This is a genomic window from Acinetobacter sp. TGL-Y2, from assembly GCF_001612555.1.
In the GTDB taxonomy this organism is placed as follows: Bacteria; Pseudomonadota; Gammaproteobacteria; order Pseudomonadales; family Moraxellaceae; genus Acinetobacter.
The window spans coordinates 227,692-250,785 of sequence record NZ_CP015110.1; the positions used below are offsets into that span (position 1 = coordinate 227,692).

The following is a 23,094-nucleotide window of genomic DNA, read 5'->3' on the forward strand; positions in this document are numbered from 1 at the left end:
AGATGTCAGGCTGAGAGAGCGTCTACTCTTCCGTATCGAGTCCAAATTTTTTTAAACGATAACGTAATGAACGAAAGGTCATGCCGAGCTTTTTCGCCGCCAATGTTCTGTTCCAGTGGGTTAAATTCAAGGCATTAATCAACACTTCTTTTTCAACCTTTTCCAAATACTGCTCAAGTCCCTCTTCAGGCAAAGCTTGAGGATATGCAGGGCTTAAAGCATTTTGCGCAAGCGGAGATATGGAACTGGTGGGGCTTTTCGGCGGGCTTGCTGTAATGGATGCTTTTTCAAGGTTACGCGTATTTGAAGGCTGTAAATGCTGAACCTCAATGCTGTCTGCATCACTCAAGGTAATGGCACGCTCAATCAGATTCCTCAGTTCACGGACATTGCCAGAGTAATGCTGCGCCATTAAAAATTGCGCTGCTTGGGGAGTCAACGTTTTGGTTGAAATACGCCATTCGGCGCAGATCAAATCGATAAAATGTCGGGCCAAAATGAGAATATCCTGCTGACGTTCACGCAGTGGTGCAATCCTCAAATCCATGACATGGATACGGAAAAAAAGATCCTGTCTAAATTGACCTTGCTGAACTCGCGACTCTAAATTTTGATGACTGGCACTGATAATCCGAAAATCCACTTCAATTTCTTTATCACTGCCCAGTGGTCGAATCTTCTTTTCTTGAACTGAACGGAGTAGTTTGGCTTGCATGGCAAGAGAAAGCTCAGCAATTTCATCTAAAAATAAACTACCCCCATCTGCCGCTTGAATCAGCCCTTGTTTGTCTTCCGTTGCACCAGAAAAACAGCCTTTCACATGCCCAAACAATTCACTTTCAAGCAGGTCTTCAGAAATTGCACCGCAATTAATCGCGATAAAGGGTCCATCTTGACGGTTACTCAGTTGATGCAACAAATTTGCCACGACTTCTTTACCTGTGCCCGATTCACCCGTAATAAACACAGGGGCTTGCGAGCGCGCAATTTTTTTGATTGACTCGCGTAACTGTTGAATTTGAACCGACTCACCCATTAACAGACGCTCCTCTAAAGGTAGCTCATCTGAATCTAGATCCAGTACCGGTACATGCAAGGCTTTTTGCAAAAGCTGATGCAAGTGCTGTTGGTTAATCGGTTTGCTGACGAAATCAAATGCGCCCGCTTTGAGGACGGAAATCGCAATGTCCATATTGGCATAAGCGGTGAGCACGGCAATGGGCGTCTTTGGATAATGCTGTGTGACGTGTTTCACCAACTCTAAACCATTACCATCGGGCAAGTTAAAGTCAGTAATACAGGCATCATATTTATATTCGCTAAAAAAGTATTTGGCCTGTTTTAAGTGATGTGCCATATGGGTTTTAATACCCATGCGTGACAAGGTCATTTGCATCAGCATACATAAATCTACTTCGTCATCGACCAGTAAAACCAGTGGTTGTTGTTTAGCCATAACCCCAAAAAAACCTAATCAAAATTATTTTATATGTGGGCATTCAATTCTGAAGCATGCCCCTTGTTGTTTTTGCTCGACATAGCTGAGTTTGGCCTGATTGGCCTGACACAGACTATGTGATAAATACAATCCTAAACCAGTTCCATTAATTTCGGTACTAAAAAAAGGCTGAAATAGCTGAGAGAGTTCATGTTTTTCAATCCCTTTTCCATAATCAATCACATCAATATGAACCATCTGTTGATGGCGATAGGCATGAAGCAGAATCGTATCCGCATCCGCTGCATTATGACGAATCGCATTGCGTGATAAATTCACCAAGACTTGGCTTAACTGAGACTCATCAAAATGAACCACGAGATCCTGTTGCACATCCAGTCGAATATTATTTTTTACGTCATTTAAATCATGTCGAATCATCTCAGGCAAAAAATGTTGCAACTGAATACGCGTAGTATGTGTGTTCTTATTTTTCGCTAGCGCCAAGGTATCTTTAATAATTCGATCAATGCGGATGGCTTGCTTAGCAATCATATTGCTTAATAATTTTTGTTCATCTTGCTCATGCTCAAACAACTCATTCGCTTGTACAATCGCTGCCAAAGGGTTGCGAATTTCATGCGCAATACTGGCAGAAAGCTGTCCCAGCGCTGCCAGTTTTAACTGTTGAACTTGCTGATTGATTTTTTGTGCATCTTCTAAAATCAACAAGGTCAGGGCTTGATGGGGCACAATTAAGTTTTGTACTCGGACATCGACATGGTATTTCGACTGCGGCGATTCGAATTGAAAGCGCTCGCCATCGGCCAACAGCGTATTTTTTAAAATGTGAAATAAATCAGGTTGGAAAGTCGCCAAATGAAATTGTTCATGCGCATATAAAGGAGAAATACCCAGCAAAGAACATGCGGCAGGGTTGCTGACAATAATTTTACATTGTTCGTCTAGTACAAAATAACCGACTTCAATCTGCTCCAAAATATAGCGGTTAATATTTTGTAATTGGAATAATTCATTGGATTGATGGGTATTTAAAGACTCAAGCAATTGAAAGCGTTGAATTGAGACTTGACCAATCGCATGCACCACAAAAAACAAAAAGGCCAGAAAGGCACTATTACCAATATTGTTTAAACTAGCATCTGCAAAAAGACTGCCAAAAAACTGTTGGTAAACCACACAAATCACGGCGATCAACGTAATAAACAACGCTTGATTTTTGCTCAGTAAAAAGTTGGCTGCAAATACTGAGATCACAAACAACAGCCCGATGGCAATATTGGGGCCACCCAAAGCAAAGGTGAGCACGCTCAGAAAAATCAGGTCAACGGCAAATAGCGCTAAGATTTGTTTGCTGATCGCATGCGGTAAATATTTAAGCGCTAAGCTCTGTACCAGAGTGCATCCGACATAAAACAGCAGCGCATAGAAATAAAGTTTAGGGTATTGATAATATTCAGTTTGATTTTCTATAGTGAGCAAGAAAATCAGGGTGAGACTGAGCGCAATGATCAGCCGATAGCTTGAGTACAATGTGCCAAGACGGTAAATGGTCTGATAAATAGGTATAGATACCGTTGGCGTCATTGAAGTACTCAAGTCCAATTAAGGTTTGATTAAACCATAGCGAATGGCCATATGGGTCAGCTTCACGTCACTGTCTAAACCCAGCTTTTCAAAAATACGATAACGATAGGTATTGACCGTTTTCACACTGACAAAAAGTTTATCTGAAATTTCTTGCGCGCTAATACAGTTCACCACCATCATTGCGACTTGCATTTCACGTTCAGAGAGCGCATCAAACGGTGAAGTTTGAGTATCAGATAAATATGAACTGGCCAATTGCTCCGCGATATCTGCACTAAAGTATTTACCGCCTTGCATCACTTTATTAATGGCGCGAACCATCTCAGTAATGGGTGCCCCTTTGGTGATATAACCGCGTGCTCCAGCTTTGAGTAACAGCGACGGATAAGGCTCTTCAGCCAAACCACTAACCGCTAAAACTTTGGTCTCAGGTGCAGTCTGTAAGAGACGACGTGTCGTCTCTACACCACCAATACCAGGCATATTGACGTCGAGTAGCACAACGTTAGGATGGTGTTGACGAACCAAGCTAATCGCATCTTCTCCAGATTCAGCTTGTCCTATCACTTGGATATCTAATTGATCTTCTAGCATTCTACATATGCCAGTTCGGACTAACTCATGGTCATCTACGACTAAAACCGTGATCACAAACACCTCCTATAATTTTTTTAAAAGCAAGTTTTTTGTTACATGATGCAAAAAAAACTTGCATTGTGGCAACAAAAATAGCAATGCTATTCCTAATCTTTACTAAAATATTGTGCATAATCACGTGGTTTAATATTAATCACGTTTGCGTGTAAATGTAAGTCATATTTGAGGTGATTAGCAATGATGCAAAAAACCTCCCTGAGATGAGTAAGTTATCGTGAAAAAGTCCAGAAAAACGTTAATGCATGTACTGAGTGCATCAGTACTACTCAGTTTAAGCTCATTGAGCTTTGCAGAACTTGTTAATTACGCTCAGCCTACAGCAGGTCAAGCTTCGCTGAATTGGTCATCTGAAGAAGCAAGTCAATTATTAAACAGCGATGATCTAGAAGTGTCTGAAGAGATCACGCCGCAAGCCACCACGACGGTGACCACGACGATTCGTAAATCGAATGGTGTGGTAACGCAAAATCCAAGCGCGCAAACGGTTCGAATTTTAGACACCAGTAGTTATAGCAACCAACCTTCTGTCAATGCACGCGCAGCTTTGGTGATGGATGCGCAAACGGGTGAAGTCTTATTCAGTAAGAACACCAATACCGCCTTGCCGATTGCATCTGTGACGAAACTGATGACAGCAGTGGTGATTGCTGACGCAAAACTGAATATGTCTGAAAATATCACCTTGCAAAGTATTGATTTTGCAGGGGCAGGTGGAAAAAATTCAAGTTCAACGCTTCGCGCTGGCGATACCATGAACCGTGCAGAAGCGCTGCTTTTTGCATTAATGAAATCTGAAAACCCAGCAGCAGCTGCACTGGCACGTACCTACCCAGGTGGTCGAGCTGCTTTTATTTCTGCAATGAACAGCAAAGCGCGTTCTCTAGGCATGAATTCGAGTCATTTTGTTGAATCTTCTGGTTTAGACCCACGTAATGTTGCATCAGCACGTGACTTAGGCATTCTGGTCAGTACGGCCTCTCAGTACGGTCTCATCCGTCAGTTTTCAACCACAGCGAGTTATGACTTTAATTTGGGTTATCGCGTATTAAAGTCCAACAACACCAACGCCTTGGTGCGTAATGGCGGTTGGAATATTAATATTTCAAAAACTGGTTTTATTAATGAAGCAGGGCGCTGTGTGGTCATGCACACGACCTTGAACTCACGACCGGCTGTTGTGGTGTTATTGGGGGCAAGCAATACTCAAGCACGTAATGATGATGCTATTCGTTTGATGAATTGGGCAAGCAAATTACCAAAACGTATCTAGTGATTGAATTTATTTAAAATTAAGCTTCTTAGATTAGCACTTGAAGTGCAACACCATGTTCTTGGAGTAATACCTGACTCGGACTTTTAAATCCGAGTCTTTTTCTTGGGCGATGATTCAAACGCTTAGTAATCTCTGAAATATATTCATCCGTGTAGTTATTTAGATCACTTCCTTTTCTGATGTATTGCCTGATCAGACCATTCGTATTCTCATTTGTGCCTCTCTGCCATGCACTGTAAGGATCTGCAAAGTAGAATTCTATTTCCAGTTCATTCGCGATTTGTTCATGTAGGCTAAATTCCTTGCCATTATCAGCAGTAATCGTCTTTAACTTCTCTTTGATTGGAGCCAGCAAGTCAACAGTGGCTTCACAAACCGCCTGACTCTTGCGAGTGCTACATTTCTTTAACCAAAGATAGCCTGTTTTCCTATCTACAATTGAAACTAAAGACTGCTGCTGATTTTTGCCCACAATCGTATCTATTTCTAAATCACCAAAACGTGATCGCTTCTCAATGATGTGTGGCCTATCGTGAATGCTTTTACGGTTACTGAGCATCCCACGAGTTTCTGGTTGTCCATACTTTCTTTTTCGTTGATTTCTAAAACGTAAATGAAGATAAAGACTGCCTCCTTTGAGTTTATCTTGCTGAATATATCGATAGATTGAATGCATACTGATAGCTACGTGAGAAGCGATTTGTTCGGGACTCCATTGCAAAGCAAGATAGCTTTCGATCTGTTGCAATAGGGAGGAACTTACAGTTCTATGATTCGAGATATGGCGTCTTTTAGCCAGTTTATGAGCATGTTTAGCAAAGTAGCCATTTCTATTACGATTACGTTTGATCTCTCTACAAATTGTAGAGGGAGCACGAGCCAATCTGAGGGCAATATGACGCGTAGAAAAACCTTCGCGTAGTAATGTATAAATCTGATATCTTTCTTCTTGGGTAAGATGAGTATAGTTCATGATGCAACTTTGACTTTGGTCGGTCTGGAAGCAGAATGCTATCTCATTTTACTTCCTACCTAAAATTAATCTCTGTTGCACTTCGTTTGAGAATCTAAGCTTTAAAAAACCCTGCATATGCAGGGTTTTTTATGAGCTATCTTAATTACATGTTTGAAAGGATCGATTCTTTGACTTGAGACATGGTGGCATCAATAGACAGCATCACAGCATCTGCACACTGTTTAATAGCCGTATCAGGATCTTTTAAACCATTCCCAGTTACGGTACATACGATCACTGAACCTTCTTTAATTTTACCTGCTTTGATGTCACGAATCGCGCCACCAACAGATGCCGCAGAAGCTGGTTCTACAAACACACCTTCGTACATCGAAAGAAGGCGCTGTGCTTCAAGAATTTCAGCATCCGTTAATTCATCAAACCAACCCTTTGAATCACGAACCACTGCTTTCGCGTGGTTCCAGCTTTGCGGATTACCAATACGAATGGCTGTTGCCACTGTTTCAGGGTTTTCAACTGGAGCGCCACGTAAGAAAGGTGCAGCACCAGACGCTTGATAACCTGCCATGATGGGCAAGCCAGCAGGCTTAGGTCCTGTAAACTGGTCTGTTTCAGCATCATAGATCACCGCTTCAAACTGCTCTTTCGGCTGATTGGCAACCGCTTCGGTATAACCCATCCAATGCGCCGTGATGTTGCCTGCATTACCGACAGGTAAACAGTGATAATCGGGCGCACGACCTAAGGCTTCAACAATTTCGTAAGCAATGGTTTTTTGACCTTGTAAACGGTATGGGTTGATTGAGTTCACAATCGTCACCGGTGCTTGGTCAGCCACTTCTTTCACCAAACGCATACCATCATCGAAGTTACCACGAATTTGCATGGTGATTGCACCGTACATCATCGCTTGCGCCATTTTACCCATGGCGATTTTGCCTTCTGGGATGAGCACAAAGGCTTTGATGCCAGCACGTGCTGCATAGGCAGCCGCGGCAGCTGAGGTATTACCGGTAGAGGCGCAGATAATTGCTTTAGAGCCTTCTTCAACGGCTTTGGTCACTGCCATGGTCATACCACGGTCTTTAAAGGAGCCCGTTGGGTTTAAACCTTCGTACTTCACATAGATTTCAACATCTTTACCAATGATGCCTGGAATGTTCTCAAGCTTAATCAGTGGGGTATTACCTTCACCCAAAGAAATAGCACGAGTCGTTGCAGACACGGGTAAACGGTCACGATAACGGTCAACTAAACCAGTATAACGGTTGGCATTAGACATGAGGATGTTCCAATTGTGTGTAGAGTTGGTGAGGGCATAATGTGCCCCCAACCCGATGATTAATTATCAAGCGATTCTAAACGAATTCGAACAATTTCGCCATGAATGACGGGTAATGCCTGAATTTGAGAAAGCGCTTCATCCATTTTTGATTCGACAATAGGGTCTGTCATAATCACGATAGGAATAAGGTCTTTTAAACGCGGTTGTTGCATAATCGCATCAATACTGATCCCTGCACGACTTAAGATCGTGGTGACATCAGCAAGTACGCCCATTTGATCTTCAGCGTTGATACGGATGTAATATCCGGTGGTCATTTCTTCACGACTTAAAATAGGTAAGTCGGATAGATTTTCAAATGCCAATTGAGGAATTGTACCCGCACCATCTTCTGTATAAAGAATGTCACGAACAATATCCACCACATCTGCAACGACTGCCGATGCTGTAGGGCCTGCACCTGCGCCTGCACCATAATACAAGGTTGGACCAACAGCGTTGGCCTGTACCAAGACTGCATTTTTAACGCCGTTGACGTTTGCAATCAATTGATCATCAGGAATCAGCGTGGGATGCACACGTAGTTCAATACCTGTCGCTGCACGACGTGCAATCCCCAAGTGTTTAATACGAAAACCCAAATCTTCAGCATATTTAACATCTTGTGCCGTGATTTTGCTGATCCCTTCAGTAAAGACTTTGTCAAACTGCAAAGGAATACCGAAAGCACAGGATGCCAAAATGGTCAGCTTATGCGCCGCATCAATTCCTTCAACATCAAAAGTGGGATCTGCTTCGGCATAGCCAAGTTCTTGTGCCTCAGCAAGTACATCTTCAAAAGTACGTCCTTTTTCTCGCATTTCTGAAAGAATGAAATTGCCTGTACCATTGATAATGCCGGCTAACCAATCGATACGGTTGGCGGCTAAACCTTCACGAATCACTTTAATAATCGGAATACCGCCAGCAACAGCGGCTTCATAAGCGATCTGCACTTTATATTCATCAGCCGCTTTAAACAGCGCAGTACCGTGTTCAGCAAGTAAGGCTTTATTGGCTGTGACCACATGTTTGCCGTGCTTCATCGCTTCCATGATGAGCTCATAAGCAGGGTGTATACCACCCATCACTTCCACCACAATATCCACATCAGGTTGACGTACAATCTCCATCAAATCAGCACTTTGTTTTACTGAGTCAGCAAGACCTAGATCTGCGCGTGGACGACGAGTACCCACATGGGTAATTTTAATTTCACGATCGGTGCGACGTCTAATTTCAGCAGCGTTTTCTTGTAATAGTTTAAGGGCTCCACCACCTACGGTTCCAAGACCGAGTATCGCCAGACGAACTGGTTTCACGTCACACTCCAAAAATATATAAAAAATTTTAATGAGCCTAGATCATAGCTAAAAAAGCACGCAGACTCTAGGCAAATCTGCGTTTATCTGTATGTATAACCTTGAGTAATTTAATCTATAAATATTAGTTATTTAAACGACTCAAGATTTCATCTGCGGTCATATAGCCACCTAAATATAGTCCATCTGTACTGTAAATTGCTGGCGTACCATTTACGCCCATATTCAGACCCATTTGGTATTGATCTTTCACAGGATTTTTACAATTTGCAGCAGGCAGTTGCACCCCAGCAATGGCTTGATCGAACGCTGTTTTGCGGTCTTTGCTACACCAGACACTTTCCATCGCTGGCATGTATTGTTCACCACGTGGCCATGCTACATAACGAACTTCAATGCCTTTGCGATTGATTTCGTCCATATGCTCGTGCAGTTTATGGCAATACGGACAGCTGATATCGGTAAATACATAGACCACGTGTTTGGCTTTACCTTGAGCTGGGTAAACAATTAAATCTTCAGTCTTCAAATCTGCAAACATTTTTTTGCTGAGTTCTGATTGAAATGACTCACCAATACTTTGCACTTGTTTATCACCCAGGCGCAGTAAATCACCTTGTAAAATGTATTTTCCATCTGTCGTGGTATAAACCGCAGCCATGCCTTCTAAATTGACCCAATATAAATGGGGCACTTCTGTAGGCTTAATATCCAAAATTTTGGCATTGATATTGGCTGTTTTAAAATTCTTTTCTAAGGTCTTGATTAAGCGTTGCTGCGCATTTCGTTCAGTGATATTCGAAGCTTGACCCGTCGCAGGTGCGGTGGCCGTTAAAGTACCATCATTTTTTTTGTTATCTTCAGCGTTAGAGCAAGCGGTGAGCATGATGCAACTGACTAGAGCAGACAGAATGACGAATTTTGAACGGGTAAATGGCATAAACAACCCTTTAAGTTTTGAGTATTATGGTATAGCGCATTAGCATAACAAAAAAAATAACGGAATAATCAAATCTTGATGAACGACGTCTGATTGACATTTTCAAGCTAATCTCGAAGTTCACACTTATCTTTAAATGAGTATGATCTTTATGCGCGCGGATGATGTTGGGCATGTAGTTGTTGCATACGTACTTGTGCGACATGAGTATAAATTTGCGTGGTCGATAAATCACTGTGACCCAGCAGCATTTGTACCACACGTAAATCTGCACCGTGATTAAGTAAATGGGTAGCAAAGGCGTGTCGCAGGGTATGTGGAGACAATTCAGTTTGAATCCCTGCTTTTAAGGCGTGACGTTTAATCGCGTACCAAAAATTTTGACGACTCATGATACCGCCTTGCTGACTTAAAAACACATAATCGGTTGCAACTTTGTATAATTGTGGACGAGCATCTTGTATATATTTTTCTAACCACTCTGCTGCAATTTGTCCTAAAGGCACCAAGCGTTCTTTATTACCTTTACCTAAAATACGCAAATAACCTTGATTCAAATTGATCAGATCAGTACGTAAATGAATCAATTCGCTGACCCGTAAGCCACAGGCATACAGCACTTCAAACATCGCTCGGTCACGTAGTCCCAGTGCTGTATGAATATCAGGTGTATGAATTAAAGCTTCAACATCAGCTTCAGAGAGATCTTTTGGCAGCGCACGACCTAGTTTCGGCGTTTTATGTGCAGCAATAGGATTGTCTGTACGAATATTTTGTTCACGTAAAAATTTATAAAAAGAGCGTAGGGCAGACAATGTACGTGCAATGGAACGTGGACTTTTACCTTGCTTGGTCAGACTAATGAGGACATCGGAAATATCATCATGGCTCCAATCTGTCATGGTTTTTGGCACTGAAGCGCTACACTGCACCAGATCAGACAAATAGGCATTACGAGTATGCGGGCTCACGGTTTGAGCAATCAGGTAGTCACGGAAACCTTGTAAAAAAGACAGCGGTTCAGGAATACTGACAGGAGCAGGAATTCGAGGTTTTTTATTTAACATGTGATTAAACACTACACTCATTAAATCGATGGAATGGATCGATTTTACTCACTGTAGATTAATTTTCTAGACATGTCGATGGATAATAAGAACGCAGTTGCAACTAAACCTTATTTGTTAATTATTCTCATTTGTTTGTATACTGTACAAAAGTATTTAGGAACACTACGGTGCGTTTATCAGATTTAAAAGTGAAGGAGAAAGGTGTCATTGTGAAAGTGAATCGTCATTCACAGGATGCTCAAACTCAACCCGATCTTGTGGCAAGTCGTTTAGAAACGCTGGGGTTCATACCTGGAACAGCTGTTCAAGTGATTACCAAAGGTATTTTTGGTGGTGATCCTATTTTAATTCAAATTGGATTTACCCGTTTTGCTTTACGCAAAATTGAAGCTGAAAAAATTGAAATAGAATCGGGAGTCACGGCATGAGTGATGCATTACGTATTGCCCTTGTTGGTAATCCAAACTGTGGTAAGACTTCATTATTTAACCATTTAACTGGCACACGTCAAAAAGTGGCGAACTACGCGGGCGTAACGGTCGAGCGTAAAATGGGGCAGTTCACATTGCCTTCGGGTAAAGCGGTTCGTGTACTGGATCTACCCGGCACCTATAGTTTAGAGGCGACCAGTCCAGACGAAGCCATTACCCGTGATGTAGTGCAAGGTAAAATTGCAGAAGAAGGTCAACAAAATGCGTTCTTGTGTGTGGTCGATGCAACCAACTTGAATTTACATTTGGGCTTGGTCTTAGAAATGATCGAACTGGGTCGTCCAATGCTCGTAGTACTGAACATGATGGATGAAGCACGCCGTCGGGGGATTCAAATTAATAGCCAAAAACTGGCTCAGCGTCTGGGTGTGCCCGTGGTTGAAACCGTTGCTGTGCGTAGTGCCGGTATTGAAAACCTGATGAATGCTTTAGAACAAGGCAAGTATGCAAAACCGCATACTGAGCTCAGTGGTTTAAAAGGCGATCATCATCAGCAAATTGCAACCATCATGAGTGACGTGGTGCAGTTTGCAGATCAAGAAGATAAACGCTCTGACTTCCTCGATAAAATATTTTTACATCCAGTTCTAGGTCTTGTTAGCCTTGCTGTGATGATGTTTGTAGTCTTCCAAGCTGTATTTGCTTGGGCTGCACCGTTTATGGACGGGATTGAAACCTTTTTTGGCTGGTTAGGTGAGGTTGTCGGTGGTTGGATTGCGCATCCTATGCTGAACAGCCTCGTGGTCGATGGTGTGATCGCGGGCGCGGGTGGTGTAGTGGTGTTCTTGCCGCAAATTTTGATTCTGTTCTTCTTTATTTTGGTGTTGGAAGAATCAGGTTATTTGCCTCGCGCAGCCTTCTTACTCGATAAACTGATGTTCAAAGCAGGACTGTCTGGTCGTGCCTTTATTCCATTGCTGTCAAGTTTTGCCTGTGCCATTCCGGGCATTATGGCGACGCGCAGTATTTCAGATCCGCGTGATCGTCTGACCACCATTTTTGTTGCCCCTTTAATGACTTGTTCGGCACGACTTCCCGTCTATGCCTTGCTGATTGCTGCATTTATTCCAGCGCATACCGTGTGGGGTATATTTAACCTTCAAGGTTTGGTGCTGTTTGCATTGTATATGGCTGGGATCGTGAGTGCATTGGCTGTGTCATTTGTAATGAAGTTTTTCCAAAAAGATAAGTCGCAACATATGTTGTTGATGGAGTTACCTAGCTACCGCTTCCCCGATATTAAGAGTGTTTTTATTGGTTTACTGGACCGTGCAAAAATCTTCTTAAAACGTGTCGGTGGCATTATCTTTGCCTTGTCGATCATTCTTTGGTTCTTGTGTACTTTCCCACAACCCCCAGAAGGTGCGACTTTACCCGCGATTGATTATTCACTTGCAGGCATGTTGGGACATCTGATCCAACCGATTTTTGCGCCACTTGGGTTTAATTGGCAAATTTGTATTGCCTTGATTCCAGCGATGGCAGCACGTGAAGTGGTGGTGGCTGCACTGGGTACGGTGTATGCCTTGTCTGCTGTTGATGAAGACGCCATGACCGAAGGCTTATCTAGCATTATTAGTGGTGGGGGTGACTTAGGTTGGTCTTTGGCAACAGGCTTGTCACTCTTGGTATGGTTTATCTATGCACCGCATTGCTTAGCCACCCTTGCAACCATTAAGCGTGAAACAGGTTCGTGGAAAACAGTGGGTGTAATGACTGCTTACTTGTTCGGTTTGGCTTATTTAATGGCATTCCTGACCTATCAAATCGCGACACATTACTGGGGTTAAGTTCGAGTAAAACTTAAACGAAAGCTTAGGTGTGTGGCATGTGATATGTGATCGAGACTTTAAGATGAAATGGAAATACTGCTGAGCATTATGCTTTGTACATTGAATGAAATATAGGAGATTGAAATGGTTGAAACGTTGATTGTCGCTGCTTTGGTGCTTTGGAGCGCACTGGTGGTGTTTAAGAAATTTTTTCCTCAAACATCAAATTCGTTTTTTTCTTCATTGTCGACGGCATGTGCAAATCGTGACTGGACAATGCTGGCAAAATGGCTCAAACCTGCAATGGCGTCAGGCTGTGGCGGGAACTGTGGTTGCGATGCACAGGACGATGCCCAAAAACCAGCGCAGAAAGTTGAAGTTCAAGCTGTCAAATGGAAATAATCTAATTTGAATCCTTAAAATAGGATTTAGGTAAAACTAAAAAGCCGTCAAATTTGACGGCTTTTTACGGTCTGACACAAAAATACTGCTAGAAAGTTAAAACAAAAAAAGCAATAAAAACGGCAAAGTGCTAACATTTTGCAGATTTTAAAAATTAGATGCTAGTGGGGCAAAATGTTAATACAACGTGGTGGTTTAAAAGTTGTTGCTGGGCTTGGTATTTCAGGTGTTTCAGCGGTAAATTTTTTGCATGAGAAAGGCTACCGTGTTGCTGTTACAGACTCCCGTGCTATCCCGCCGGGGCATGATCAAATTCCAGCGGCAGTTCAAACCAGTTTTGGTCAATTTGATCTAGAATTATTATTACAAGCTGAAGAAATTATTATTAGTCCAGGACTTGATCCAAAACTTCCAGAAATTCAAGCTGCGATTGCAAAAGGCATTCCAGTGGTCAGTGAAATTCAAATTCTACGCCGTGCAACAGACAAGCCCATCATTGCCATTACCGGTTCAAATGCCAAAAGTACGGTCACGACCTTGATGGGACTCATGGCAGCAGATGCAGGTATCAATGTGGCTGTGGGGGGGAATTTAGGGCGTCCAGCATTGGATTTAACCAAAGATGATCCTGAGCTCTATATTTTAGAGCTATCAAGTTTTCAGCTGGAAACCACCTCGCATTTGAATGCGGATGTGGCAGTGGTTTTAAATATCAGTGAAGATCACTTAGACCGTCATGGTGATATGTTTGCTTATCACACTGCCAAACATCGTATTTTCCAAGGGGTGAAAAAAGTCGTTCACAACCGTGATGACTCTTTGACTCGCCCTTTGGTACCTGATGCAACCCCAATGCAAAGTTTTGGTTTAAATGCACCTGACATGAATCAGTATGGTGTATTGCGAGACACAGATGGTACCATTTGGCTCGCACGTGGTCGTGAACGCTTATTGAAAAGTTCTGACATGTATATGCAAGGGCTACACAATATTGCCAATGCTTTAGCGTGTTTGGCACTGGGTGAAGCGATTGGTCTACCTCTGGCGGGCATGCTTGAAACCTTAAAAACATTTAAGGGTTTAGAGCATCGCTGTGAGTTTGTAAAAGAGCTCAATGGCGTCCGTTATTATAACGACTCGAAGGGCACCAATATTGGCGCGACCTTAGCCGCTCTGGATGGTTTAGGGGCTGCAATTGAAGCGCAAGGTGGTCGTGTTGCCATTATTTTAGGTGGACAAGGCAAAGGTCAGGACTTTAGCGCACTGTGTAATGCCTTAAGCAAATATGCCAAAGTAGCGGTACTGATTGGTGAAGATCGCGCTGTGATTGAGCAGGCGATTCAGGGCACTACATGCCTAATGCATGCAAATAGTCTAAAAGAGGCGGTGGCCCTGTGTGAACAACATACTCAAGCACATGACGTGGTGCTGCTGTCGCCTGCATGTGCAAGTTTTGATATGTTTACCGGTTATCCAGAGCGCGGTCGTCAATTCGTTGCACTCGTGAATGAACTGAATTAAAGAATAATAAGGAATACGTTATGGCTGGGTTAGCTCAGACAACAATTGCTAAAGTGGCAAAAACATATGAACGCTGGTTACCCAAAGTACCCGAGGAAATCACCACGCGTAATGTACTCATCTTTTGTGTGGTGGCTTTACTGTGTATTGGTACAGTCATGGTCGGCTCAGCGTCCATGCCCTATGCAGAGCGTTTACATGAAAACCCGTTTCATTATGTCATTCGACATGGGATCTCGATTGTGGTGGCTTTTTTTGCTGCCGTGTTGGCCTATCGTATTTCTTTAAATAGATGGTTTAACAATACTTTTCCGCTATGGTTAATTACTATTGTCTTGCTGATTGCAGTGCTGGTGGTGGGCTCAGAAGTCAACGGGTCAACCCGTTGGATTCGACTGGCTGGCTTTACCTTCCAGCCAACGGAAGCGGCCAAAGTGATGATGGCGATTTTTACCGCAGACTACGTGGTACGCCGTGCCGAAGAGGTGCGAAATAACATTAAAGGCTTGGTTCGGTTGGGCGTGATCATGCTGCTCACCGTGGGGCTGATTATTGCGGAGCCTGACTTAGGTGCAACTGTAGTCATTGCATTGACCATGTTGGGCGTGTTCTTCTTGGCGGGTGCGCCTTTAATTCAATTTGGTATAGCACTGGGTGCTATTGTTGCGGCATTTGTATTTTTGGTCGTGTTTGAGCCGTATCGTTTTGAACGACTCATTTCTTTTACCAATCCCTGGGCAGATCCTTTGGGAACCGGTTATCAGCTGACCAATGCGCTGATGGCGTTTGGTCGAGGTGAGTGGTTTGGGGTAGGGCTAGGACACAGCATCCAAAAAATGTCTTATTTGCCTGAAGCACATACCGACTTTATGTTGGCAATTTTGGCTGAGGAATTTGGCTTCTTCGGTATTACCGTGGTGTTGAGCTTATCATTTATCATGGTTGCAACTTGTGTCAAAATTGGACATCGTGCTTTACGTCACCAATACCTACGTGCAGGTTATTTGGCTTATGGCATCAGTATTATTTTCTTATTACAGATTATCGTCAACGCAGGCATGAACATGGGCGTTTTACCCACCAAAGGTTTAACCTTACCGTTTATTAGTTACGGGGGTTCATCTTTAATTATGTGTGCCGTCATGATCAGTTTAATGTTGAAAATTGATTCAACCACACAGGTGAAAAACCCAACCAAAGAGGAATCCAGCTTCTAAGCAATTTCTTCAAATTTGAATGTCGAATTTTAATCTGTACCGAGAGTGCTATGACTAGTTTTGTAGCACACTCGTGGGCATATGTGTCCCACAATTTAAACAGACCACTTGACCTTGTTTGGCTTTTGACAGCGGAATGAAAAACAAAGAAAAATAATTACGCTGTTGCTTAACTTCATAGGCACTATCGCTTCTGCAGACAGGGCAGAGAAACTGTCCCTTATTTATTTTAATGGTTTTAGGTCCAATCCCAAAAATAAAAAACATAGGTGTAACTCTATAGATAAAAATCTATTGCACGGGATTTTAATAAAATGAGCAAATGATTTATGTAGCAGATTTGGCTCAATGCCTAAGCAAAAATACCTCGGATTTCACCACCTTTTGGAATTTGCCGCCGATCCCATTGCGCGACCGCTTGTGTCAACATTCTTTCTGGCTGATCTAAGTCCACAGGTAATTGTCCCAGAGCAATTAAGGCTTTTAGAAGAAGGGTACTGGACTGAGTGATATCTAAAGCTTGGGCATGATTTTGTTTAGATAGTTTTGCACCACGATCATTCATTGCTAAGGGCAGATGCATATAGCATAGCTCAGGATAGCCAAGTAAGCGACCTAACCAAATTTGACGTGCAGTATTGTCCAAAAGATCCGCACCTCGGACTACATGGCTGATGCCTTGCAAATAATCATCGACCACCACAGCCAGCTGATAATTGATAATACCATCACGTCTTTTTAAGACGAAGTCGCCTAACTCAAGCGCCAAGTTAGCGCTTTGCTGACCTTGTAGCAGATCATGAAACTGAATATTTTGCTCGGACACCTTGACCCGAATGGCTTGCTGATCAAAAGACAGTCCCAGATGACGACAGGTACCTGTATAGATATGGTTTGAACCCAACATTTTTCGGGTACATTGGCAAGCGTAAATGAGATCTTGAGATTGAAGATGTCCTAAGACAGATTCGTAAATATGTAGACGATCTTTTTGGAAAATGATTTCAGCATCGGATTCAAAACCGAATGCATCAAGACAGCTCAGGATATGCTGTTCACTGCCAGAATAGATACGTGGAATATCGGTATCTTCAATCCGAACAATCCAACGTCCGTGCTGAGATTTGGCTTCACAATAACTCGCCACTGCGGTTATGAGTGAGCCAAAATGCAAAGGGCCGGTTGGCGATGGCGCGAACCGACCTGAGTAGCGACTCAGCGCAGCTTGGTTTTGCTGCTGCGCATTGCTGTGTATCGCTAAAGATTCTTGATCAATAGTCACAATTAACCGTTATTTTGCTTCTCTTTGATTTCAGCTAAAGTTTTGCAGTCAATACAAAGGGTTGCAGTTGGGCGTGCTTCCAATCGACGTAAACCGATTTCAATACCACAGGTTTCACAGAAACCATAGTCATCATTTTTGATCGCATCAATGGATTGCTCAATTTTACGAATCAATTTACGTTCACGGTCACGTGTACGTAGCTCAATCGCAAACTCTTCTTCTTGAGTTGCACGATCGTTGACGTCAGGCAATGCAGTATTTTCATCTTGCATGGTATTTAAAGTACGATCGACTTCAGACATCAACTCTTCTTTCCAAGCCAAAAGAATTTGGCGGAAATGTTCAAGCTGTGCTTCAGACATGTATTCTTCATTTTTTTTCGGCTGATAAGGCTCGATACCAAATAGACTTGCTGTAGTGCCACCTTCAGTCGTCTTTGGTTTGGTTTTACGCACGCGTTTGACAGCTTTTTCGCCAGCAACTACGTTAGTCTCTTCCAAGACTTGATTCTGGTTGTCATTCGCCATAAAGGGCATTCCTCATCATATGCATATATCTATACGCAAAAAATATGGTGATATGCAAGTGTTTTTATCGCTTCCGATAGAATGTTGCCATCGGGGGCGTCATCATATAGATTTTTGATCAAAGATGAAAGCAATGAATATTCATTTGTGGAATATGCGAATCCTTTCGGAGAGATAACTTAATCTATAAAAGCCGAAAAGAAAAGCTAATAACCTGAAATTTCTTTATTAAATTTTTGACGGTATTTTTGTACACGATGCACCAATGTATCGAACTCGCCATTGTCTTTTAACAAGATACTGCGATACCCCGGTGCAATATCATCTAAAGCAAAATCAAAGCTCAAAGGTTTAAACTGCACTGAGGTCGAAGGTGTTGATAAGAACTGAATATTTTTCCAAAGATTAAGCGAATCTTGATGCACGTGCCCAAAAATCACCGCTTTAATATTGTTGTGCTTTGCCAAGACTTCAGTGAGTTCTTCAGTGTTTTTCAGTTTATGACGATCAATCCAATTGGATTTCATTTCGAGCGGATGATGGTGACAGGCCAAGACCACAGAATACTGTTGATTGGCGTCTAAAATATTTTTGAGATGTTCAAGCTGTTCGGTTTTGATCCACCCATCTACTTTTTGGGATACAGCACTGTTGAGTAAAACCATACGCCAGTCTGCAAATGCCAAGACTGTTGGCATCGGATCTGGTGTTTCAAATGGAAAATACTGAATATCGTCGTGATTGCCCGGAATTTGATAAAACGGAATATTCAGCTTTTGCATAAACGCTTGATAACGTGCATAGGTTTCAGGTTTAGCCACTTGAGCCAAATCACCAGTATGCACAATTGCATCAATTTCAGGATAATGCTTCAAAATATCTTCGATGACGGCATGAAAACTCATTTCGGGATTCATTTCCACAAAAGTCGCATCTGGATGATCCATCAAATGCGTATCTGAAATTTGAATAATGATTTTTTCAGTGGCAGTGGTCTTATTAAGCGCAATCATGGCCTATCCTCAGTGCGCTGAATATGCAGCAATATGCTGTTTAAGCCATTGCAGTGCCATAATCACCGGTGCGTTACGCAGTCGCTGAGATGAGAATAACGCGGGTAAGTCCTGATAACTTATAATATGCAATTGAATATTTTCTCCTTCATCTGGCATACCAAATATGCCGCCCTGTTCAGGCAGTTTAGCCTCTGCTACATACAGATGGAAAATTTCATCGCAAGCACCCGCAGAGGGGTAGAAGCTATATAAATGCGCTAAGCCTTCAATTTTACAGCCTGATTCTTCTAAACTTTCACGGCGAATACAGCTTTCAGGGGATTCATCGCCATCGAGTACCCCAGCAATAATTTCCAGTTGCCAAGGTGAAACTGCATCGTCGATAGCGCCGACACGGAATTGTTCAATGAGTGCAAAACGTTGTTGTTGGTCATTATAGATCAGTACCCCAGCGGCTTCTTTGCGATGAATTAATTCACGTTGAATCAGCGCGGAGTATTGTGTTTGATTGAACAGTTGATGACGCAAGCTAATTTTTTCAACCCGAATAAAACCTGTGTATAGGAATTCACGAGACTTGATTTCAAAATCGTTCTTGTTATATGAAGCGTGTTCTAGAATTTTCATTCGCTTAAGTTAGGATGAAAGAGATTCATTTCATCCTAACTGAGAAATGCAGAAAGACAAATCAAATTTTTAGCAAATTACAGTTTCTGATACAACTTTTTCCCGTGTTTTTGATATTCAGCCTTCATCGCATTTAGACCCAGTTCAATCTCCTGATTTTTCATGCTTTCTTGATCCATAACGGGGTTGTTTTGTGCATAGTCACGCACGTTTTGGCTGATTTTCATGGAGCAGAATTTTGGACCGCACATGGAACAAAAATGAGCAGATTTATGGGCATCTTTGGGTAGGGTTTCATCATGCATCGAACGCGCGGTATCTGGATCTAAACTTAAATTGAATTGATCTTCCCAGCGAAACTCAAAGCGTGCCTTAGACAGCGCATTGTCTCGAACTTGTGCGCCAGGATGTCCTTTGGCGAGATCTGCGGCATGCGCTGCAATTTTATAGGTAATGATGCCATCTTTGACATCCTTGATATTGGGCAGTCCCAAATGCTCTTTTGGGGTGACATAACACAGCATGGCTGTACCGTACCAGCCAATCATGGCAGCGCCAATGGCTGATGTAATATGGTCATAGCCCGGTGCAATATCTGTGGTGAGTGGCCCAAGCGTATAAAACGGCGCTTCCTTACAGACTTCCAATTGTAGATCCATATTTTCCTTAATCATATGCATCGGTACATGTCCCGGACCTTCAATCATCACCTGTACGTCATGTTGCCATGCACGCTGGGTGAGTTCGCCTAAAGTGCGTAGCTCGTTGAATTGCGCTTCATCATTGGCATCTTGAATGCAGCCTGGGCGTAAGCCATCACCTAAACTGAATGAGACATCGTAGGCTTTCATGATGTCGCAAATATCATCGAAATGAGTGTATAGGAAATTTTCCTGATGATGTGCCAAGCACCACTGCGCCATAATTGAACCGCCACGCGAAACAATTCCAGTCAGTCGGTTCGCCGTCATAGGCACGTATCTTAAAAGTACGCCAGCGTGGATGGTGAAGTAATCCACGCCTTGTTCTGCTTGTTCAATGAGCGTGTCTTTAAAAATTTCCCAAGTCAGATCTTCTGCCACGCCATCGACTTTTTCTAAAGCTTGATAAATCGGCACTGTGCCAATCGGAACAGGGGAATTGCGAATAATCCATTCGCGGGTTTCATGGATATTTTTACCCGTCGATAAATCCATGATGGTGTCTGCGCCCCAACGCGTCGCCCAAGTCATTTTGGCCACTTCTTCATCTATGCTAGAGCCGAGCGCGGAGTTACCAATATTGGCATTGATTTTCACCAAAAAATTACGCCCGATAATCATCGGCTCAAGCTCAGGGTGATTAATGTTGGCTGGAATGATGGCGCGCCCTTCGGCCACTTCTTTACGTACAAATTCTGGGGTGATTTCCATCAAATGATGCGCACCAAAATTTTGCCCTGCATGTTGACGACAATCTACACCATCCAGTTGACGCTGATTTTCCCGAATCGCAATGTATTCCATTTCAGGGGTAATGATACCTTGTTTGGCATAATGCATTTGGGTGACATTTTTGCCGAGTTGGGCGCGTCTAGGTTTTTGAATATGCTTGAAGCGAATATTAGCAGTACGCAGGTCTTTGAGACGTTGTTGTCCAAACGTAGACGTTAAGTGAGCTAAAATTTCGCTGTCCTTTCGTGCCTCAATCCAAGCATCTCGAACATGAGGCAATCCCATATTAAGATCAATAGCAATGTTCGGATCTGTATATGCGCCAGAGGTGTCATAGACCATAATAGGTGGATTGGTTTCACCACCCAATCCAGTTGGAGTATCACTAAGTGCAATTTGACGCATAGGCACTTGAATGTCAGGGCGAGAGCCTTGTAGATACACTTTTTGCGACGCGGGTAAGATACGCGTTAAGTTTTTGGCATCGTGTTCGAGTTGTGCTGAGGTATCAGCAGAGAGATTCGTTAATTGGTTCATTGCAATGATCCTTATGAATGACATCAACGAATCAAGCATGACCAAAAAACAAGACGGAATTGGTCTATTGAGAGAGCAAAAACGACCGAATTTTAGCTGGCTTGATTCCTACGCAGGTATTAACCTGATCAGGTTCAACGGTACTCACCTTTAAATGTTCAGCATTTAGGTGATCTCAGCGAGTGATTACTCGCGCTCCGTCAAGCGATGGATCAATATTATCATAGCGGATCAAGAATTGTCCGATGAATTGTTCGATTAAATGCTCTATAAATTTTTATGTGAATTCATCCACAAATGGATGTGTAAAGACGTGACATTTAGCCTACAGATTAGCGACAAATCGCATCACGAAAGCAGTCACGAGCAGCAGGCTTTGAAAAGTCAAAGACTTTTAGATGTAGATAATGTTGTAATTGATCCCGAGCATCTGGCTGAGAACTATATTCATTTTGAGTTATGCCTAAAGTTTTAAGACGCTGTGAACCATCCATCTCAATAAATCTTAAAAATAAACGTGCTTGATCTGCCAGTCGGTTGTTCTTTTGCTCTGCTAAATGCTCAATTTCAGACAGGGTTGCCGCCTGAATATCAAAGTTAGCCTCAAAATAAATAGAAACAGGTGAGTTTTCTAAGCCGATAAACAACAGGCTTGAATACACATCCAATAAATATTGCGCGTCATATTTATAATTAGACTTAGGGAATTTCTTTAAATAGTTTTCCCAGAACTGTGCCCTGCGACTCACTTCATCAGGCGTAATCAGAACCATATTTTTTTTAAAAGCAGGTTGTTGATTTTGTGCTGCAAGTTCTTGCATAAACTCTTTTTCAGAGTCCGGGAAATACGGCGCGAATACTTTTGCCAAATACAGGGCATTACGCTGATAACTGGTTTTGTGGTCATTTGTGTCCACCAAATCAATATAGGCTTGACCCATATGGCGCAGTAAATATTGATCCCGGATATGCAGTTGTTCAAATTGACTTTGTTGAATGGTTGGAATTTGTGATTGATCATGTGCGTATAGATCAAACGCCGCTTGCTGCTCAACGCTACGATCAATTTTTAAAAATTGGACATACATTTGGTCTGCAAGTTGCATCAGTTTTTTTTGTTCTGGAAAAGGCATTAAAGGCAGACAAAGACGAATATCCTGATTGATTTGTTGTAAAGCAAAAGTGGTGCGTTGGGCTGACATCTGTTGCATTTCTTTTTGCAATCGTTCACAAATTAAATTTAAATCTGGGGTGACATTTTTGATTTCATCTTGCTTTTGCTGCTCGACCCGCTTTTCTTCAGGCAGAGGTTGATTACAGGCGCTCAACACACCACACATCATGATGATGAACAGCACGATATAGACTTTGTAGATTTTGTAAGCTTTTACATCTAGATTCATGGGGCAGTCAAAATGACACGAGCGGTGACGGGCAAGTTGTCAATTTTTACTGATTTGAGGCTAAATAAATGAAATAATTTGTATTTCATTCGCAATGATTGGTTAATCTGTTGTCTAGATAAGCGACTAAAATGATGAAAGCGCCTGAGTTTCATACTTTGAGCCGTATTTTCTAAGGCAAAATAATAAAAAGTATACGAAAAAAGCCAAACTTGGCATTAATATTTGCTCAACCTGTTCGTAAAAACTTCT

21 protein-coding genes and 1 riboswitch are annotated in these 23,094 nt (G+C 42.4%); of the genes, 6 read left to right on the forward strand and 15 right to left on the reverse strand.

Annotated elements, in window-relative coordinates; genetic code table 11:
• Window positions 1-22: 22 nt before the first annotated feature.
• The 3 genes from AMD27_RS00985 to AMD27_RS00995 are packed head-to-tail and all read right to left on the reverse strand — an operon-like array spanning window position 23 to window position 3,700.
• Window positions 23-1,456, reverse strand: a complete 1,434-nt coding sequence (locus tag AMD27_RS00985; protein WP_067655129.1) for a sigma-54-dependent transcriptional regulator — start codon at window positions 1,454-1,456, stop codon at window positions 23-25.
• 24 nt (window positions 1,457-1,480) lie between these two features.
• Complete coding sequence (locus AMD27_RS00990; protein WP_067655135.1) at window positions 1,481-3,046, reverse strand: sensor histidine kinase; 1,566 nt, start codon at window positions 3,044-3,046, stop codon at window positions 1,481-1,483.
• Between the two features lie 18 nt (window positions 3,047-3,064).
• Window positions 3,065-3,700 carry a response regulator gene (locus tag AMD27_RS00995; protein ID WP_067655138.1) on the reverse strand — a complete coding sequence of 212 codons (636 nt, stop codon included), beginning with the start codon at window positions 3,698-3,700 and terminating at the stop codon, window positions 3,065-3,067.
• Window positions 3,701-3,920: 220 nt separating this feature from the next.
• Here AMD27_RS00995 and AMD27_RS01000 point away from each other — a divergent pair, with 220 nt between their 5' ends.
• Window positions 3,921-4,976, forward strand: coding sequence for a serine hydrolase (locus tag AMD27_RS01000; protein WP_150115737.1), 1,056 nt, complete (start codon window positions 3,921-3,923; stop codon window positions 4,974-4,976).
• A gap of 28 nt (window positions 4,977-5,004) precedes the next feature.
• Here the strand turns inward: AMD27_RS01000 and AMD27_RS01005 are convergent, their stop codons facing one another.
• The 5 genes from AMD27_RS01005 to xerD form a co-directional block, all read right to left on the reverse strand.
• Window positions 5,005-5,952: an IS30 family transposase gene (locus AMD27_RS01005; RefSeq protein ID WP_067656902.1), complete on the reverse strand. Its 948-nt coding sequence runs from the start codon at window positions 5,950-5,952 to the stop codon at window positions 5,005-5,007.
• A gap of 145 nt (window positions 5,953-6,097) precedes the next feature.
• The gene (gene thrC, locus AMD27_RS01010) at window positions 6,098-7,237 is read right to left on the reverse strand and encodes a threonine synthase (RefSeq protein WP_067655143.1); all 1,140 of its coding nucleotides are present in this window, start codon (window positions 7,235-7,237) and stop codon (window positions 6,098-6,100) included.
• Window positions 7,238-7,296: 59 nt separating this feature from the next.
• Window positions 7,297-8,601 (reverse strand): homoserine dehydrogenase, encoded by a 1,305-nt coding sequence (locus AMD27_RS01015; RefSeq protein ID WP_067655146.1) that lies wholly within the window; start codon window positions 8,599-8,601, stop codon window positions 7,297-7,299.
• A gap of 124 nt (window positions 8,602-8,725) precedes the next feature.
• Window positions 8,726-9,541, reverse strand: coding sequence for a DsbC family protein (locus AMD27_RS01020; protein WP_067655149.1), 816 nt, complete (start codon window positions 9,539-9,541; stop codon window positions 8,726-8,728).
• Between the two features lie 149 nt (window positions 9,542-9,690).
• Window positions 9,691-10,608: a site-specific tyrosine recombinase XerD gene (xerD, locus tag AMD27_RS01025; protein WP_067655152.1), complete on the reverse strand. Its 918-nt coding sequence runs from the start codon at window positions 10,606-10,608 to the stop codon at window positions 9,691-9,693.
• 170 nt (window positions 10,609-10,778) lie between these two features.
• On the opposite strand from xerD, the gene AMD27_RS01030 reads away from it, so the two are divergent.
• The 5 genes from AMD27_RS01030 (at window position 10,779) to ftsW (ending at window position 16,014) form a co-directional block, all read left to right on the forward strand.
• A complete protein-coding gene (locus AMD27_RS01030) occupies window positions 10,779-11,039 on the forward strand; it encodes a FeoA family protein (protein WP_067655155.1) in 261 nt (86 codons plus the stop codon).
• On the forward strand, window positions 11,036-12,892 hold the full coding sequence (gene feoB / locus AMD27_RS01035; RefSeq protein ID WP_067655157.1) for a ferrous iron transporter B: 1,857 nt from the start codon (window positions 11,036-11,038) through the stop codon (window positions 12,890-12,892). The genes AMD27_RS01030 and feoB overlap by 4 nt, the downstream gene beginning before the upstream one ends.
• Window positions 12,893-13,018: 126 nt before the next feature.
• Window positions 13,019-13,276: a DUF6587 family protein gene (locus tag AMD27_RS01040; RefSeq protein ID WP_067655161.1), complete on the forward strand. Its 258-nt coding sequence runs from the start codon at window positions 13,019-13,021 to the stop codon at window positions 13,274-13,276.
• A 174-nt stretch (window positions 13,277-13,450) separates the two neighbouring features.
• Window positions 13,451-14,797, forward strand: a complete 1,347-nt coding sequence (murD, locus tag AMD27_RS01045) for a UDP-N-acetylmuramoyl-L-alanine--D-glutamate ligase (RefSeq protein ID WP_067655164.1) — start codon at window positions 13,451-13,453, stop codon at window positions 14,795-14,797.
• A 20-nt stretch (window positions 14,798-14,817) separates the two neighbouring features.
• Window positions 14,818-16,014, forward strand: a complete 1,197-nt coding sequence (ftsW, locus tag AMD27_RS01050) for a putative lipid II flippase FtsW (RefSeq protein ID WP_067655167.1) — start codon at window positions 14,818-14,820, stop codon at window positions 16,012-16,014.
• A gap of 54 nt (window positions 16,015-16,068) precedes the next feature.
• On the opposite strand, the gene AMD27_RS01055 is transcribed toward ftsW, so the two are convergent.
• The 7 genes from AMD27_RS01055 to AMD27_RS01085 all read right to left on the reverse strand — a co-directional run bounded on the left by AMD27_RS01055 (window position 16,069) and on the right by AMD27_RS01085 (window position 22,842).
• The gene (locus AMD27_RS01055) at window positions 16,069-16,281 is read right to left on the reverse strand and encodes a zinc-ribbon domain-containing protein (protein WP_067655171.1); all 213 of its coding nucleotides are present in this window, start codon (window positions 16,279-16,281) and stop codon (window positions 16,069-16,071) included.
• 85 nt (window positions 16,282-16,366) lie between these two features.
• The gene (gene gluQRS, locus AMD27_RS01060) at window positions 16,367-17,269 is read right to left on the reverse strand and encodes a tRNA glutamyl-Q(34) synthetase GluQRS (protein ID WP_067662649.1); all 903 of its coding nucleotides are present in this window, start codon (window positions 17,267-17,269) and stop codon (window positions 16,367-16,369) included.
• 29 nt (window positions 17,270-17,298) lie between these two features.
• On the reverse strand, window positions 17,299-17,826 hold the full coding sequence (gene dksA, locus AMD27_RS01065; RefSeq protein WP_067655174.1) for an RNA polymerase-binding protein DksA: 528 nt from the start codon (window positions 17,824-17,826) through the stop codon (window positions 17,299-17,301).
• Between the two features lie 206 nt (window positions 17,827-18,032).
• Window positions 18,033-18,839 (reverse strand): 3',5'-cyclic-AMP phosphodiesterase, encoded by an 807-nt coding sequence (gene cpdA / locus AMD27_RS01070; RefSeq protein WP_067655178.1) that lies wholly within the window; start codon window positions 18,837-18,839, stop codon window positions 18,033-18,035.
• A 9-nt stretch (window positions 18,840-18,848) separates the two neighbouring features.
• Window positions 18,849-19,469 (reverse strand): NUDIX domain-containing protein, encoded by a 621-nt coding sequence (locus AMD27_RS01075; RefSeq protein WP_067655181.1) that lies wholly within the window; start codon window positions 19,467-19,469, stop codon window positions 18,849-18,851.
• A 77-nt stretch (window positions 19,470-19,546) separates the two neighbouring features.
• On the reverse strand, window positions 19,547-21,439 hold the full coding sequence (gene thiC, locus AMD27_RS01080) for a phosphomethylpyrimidine synthase ThiC (protein WP_067655184.1): 1,893 nt from the start codon (window positions 21,437-21,439) through the stop codon (window positions 19,547-19,549).
• A gap of 88 nt (window positions 21,440-21,527) precedes the next feature.
• Window positions 21,528-21,649, reverse strand: a riboswitch (TPP riboswitch).
• 122 nt (window positions 21,650-21,771) lie between these two features.
• A complete protein-coding gene (locus AMD27_RS01085; RefSeq protein ID WP_067655187.1) occupies window positions 21,772-22,842 on the reverse strand; it encodes a hypothetical protein in 1,071 nt (356 codons plus the stop codon).
• Window positions 22,843-23,094: the final 252 nt, after the last annotated feature.

What these genes read in the sequence shown, in the direction of transcription:
- AMD27_RS00985 (WP_067655129.1), bottom strand. Translation starts at nt 1,456, where the DNA reads ATGGCTAAACAACAACCACTGGTTTTACTGGTCGATGACGAAGTAGAT.
- AMD27_RS00990 (WP_067655135.1), bottom strand. Translation starts at nt 3,046, where the DNA reads ATGACGCCAACGGTATCTATACCTATTTATCAGACCATTTACCGTCTT.
- AMD27_RS01005 (WP_067656902.1), bottom strand. Translation starts at nt 5,952, where the DNA reads ATGAACTATACTCATCTTACCCAAGAAGAAAGATATCAGATTTATACA.
- thrC (WP_067655143.1), bottom strand. Translation starts at nt 7,237, where the DNA reads ATGTCTAATGCCAACCGTTATACTGGTTTAGTTGACCGTTATCGTGAC.
- AMD27_RS01020 (WP_067655149.1), bottom strand. Translation starts at nt 9,541, where the DNA reads ATGCCATTTACCCGTTCAAAATTCGTCATTCTGTCTGCTCTAGTCAGT.
- xerD (WP_067655152.1), bottom strand. Translation starts at nt 10,608, where the DNA reads ATGTTAAATAAAAAACCTCGAATTCCTGCTCCTGTCAGTATTCCTGAA.
- feoB (WP_067655157.1), top strand. Translation starts at nt 11,036, where the DNA reads ATGAGTGATGCATTACGTATTGCCCTTGTTGGTAATCCAAACTGTGGT.
- AMD27_RS01040 (WP_067655161.1), top strand. Translation starts at nt 13,019, where the DNA reads ATGGTTGAAACGTTGATTGTCGCTGCTTTGGTGCTTTGGAGCGCACTG.
- murD (WP_067655164.1), top strand. Translation starts at nt 13,451, where the DNA reads ATGTTAATACAACGTGGTGGTTTAAAAGTTGTTGCTGGGCTTGGTATT.
- ftsW (WP_067655167.1), top strand. Translation starts at nt 14,818, where the DNA reads ATGGCTGGGTTAGCTCAGACAACAATTGCTAAAGTGGCAAAAACATAT.
- AMD27_RS01055 (WP_067655171.1), bottom strand. Translation starts at nt 16,281, where the DNA reads ATGTTTTTTATTTTTGGGATTGGACCTAAAACCATTAAAATAAATAAG.
- dksA (WP_067655174.1), bottom strand. Translation starts at nt 17,826, where the DNA reads ATGGCGAATGACAACCAGAATCAAGTCTTGGAAGAGACTAACGTAGTT.
- cpdA (WP_067655178.1), bottom strand. Translation starts at nt 18,839, where the DNA reads ATGATTGCGCTTAATAAGACCACTGCCACTGAAAAAATCATTATTCAA.
- AMD27_RS01075 (WP_067655181.1), bottom strand. Translation starts at nt 19,469, where the DNA reads ATGAAAATTCTAGAACACGCTTCATATAACAAGAACGATTTTGAAATC.
- thiC (WP_067655184.1), bottom strand. Translation starts at nt 21,439, where the DNA reads ATGAACCAATTAACGAATCTCTCTGCTGATACCTCAGCACAACTCGAA.
- AMD27_RS01085 (WP_067655187.1), bottom strand. Translation starts at nt 22,842, where the DNA reads ATGAATCTAGATGTAAAAGCTTACAAAATCTACAAAGTCTATATCGTG.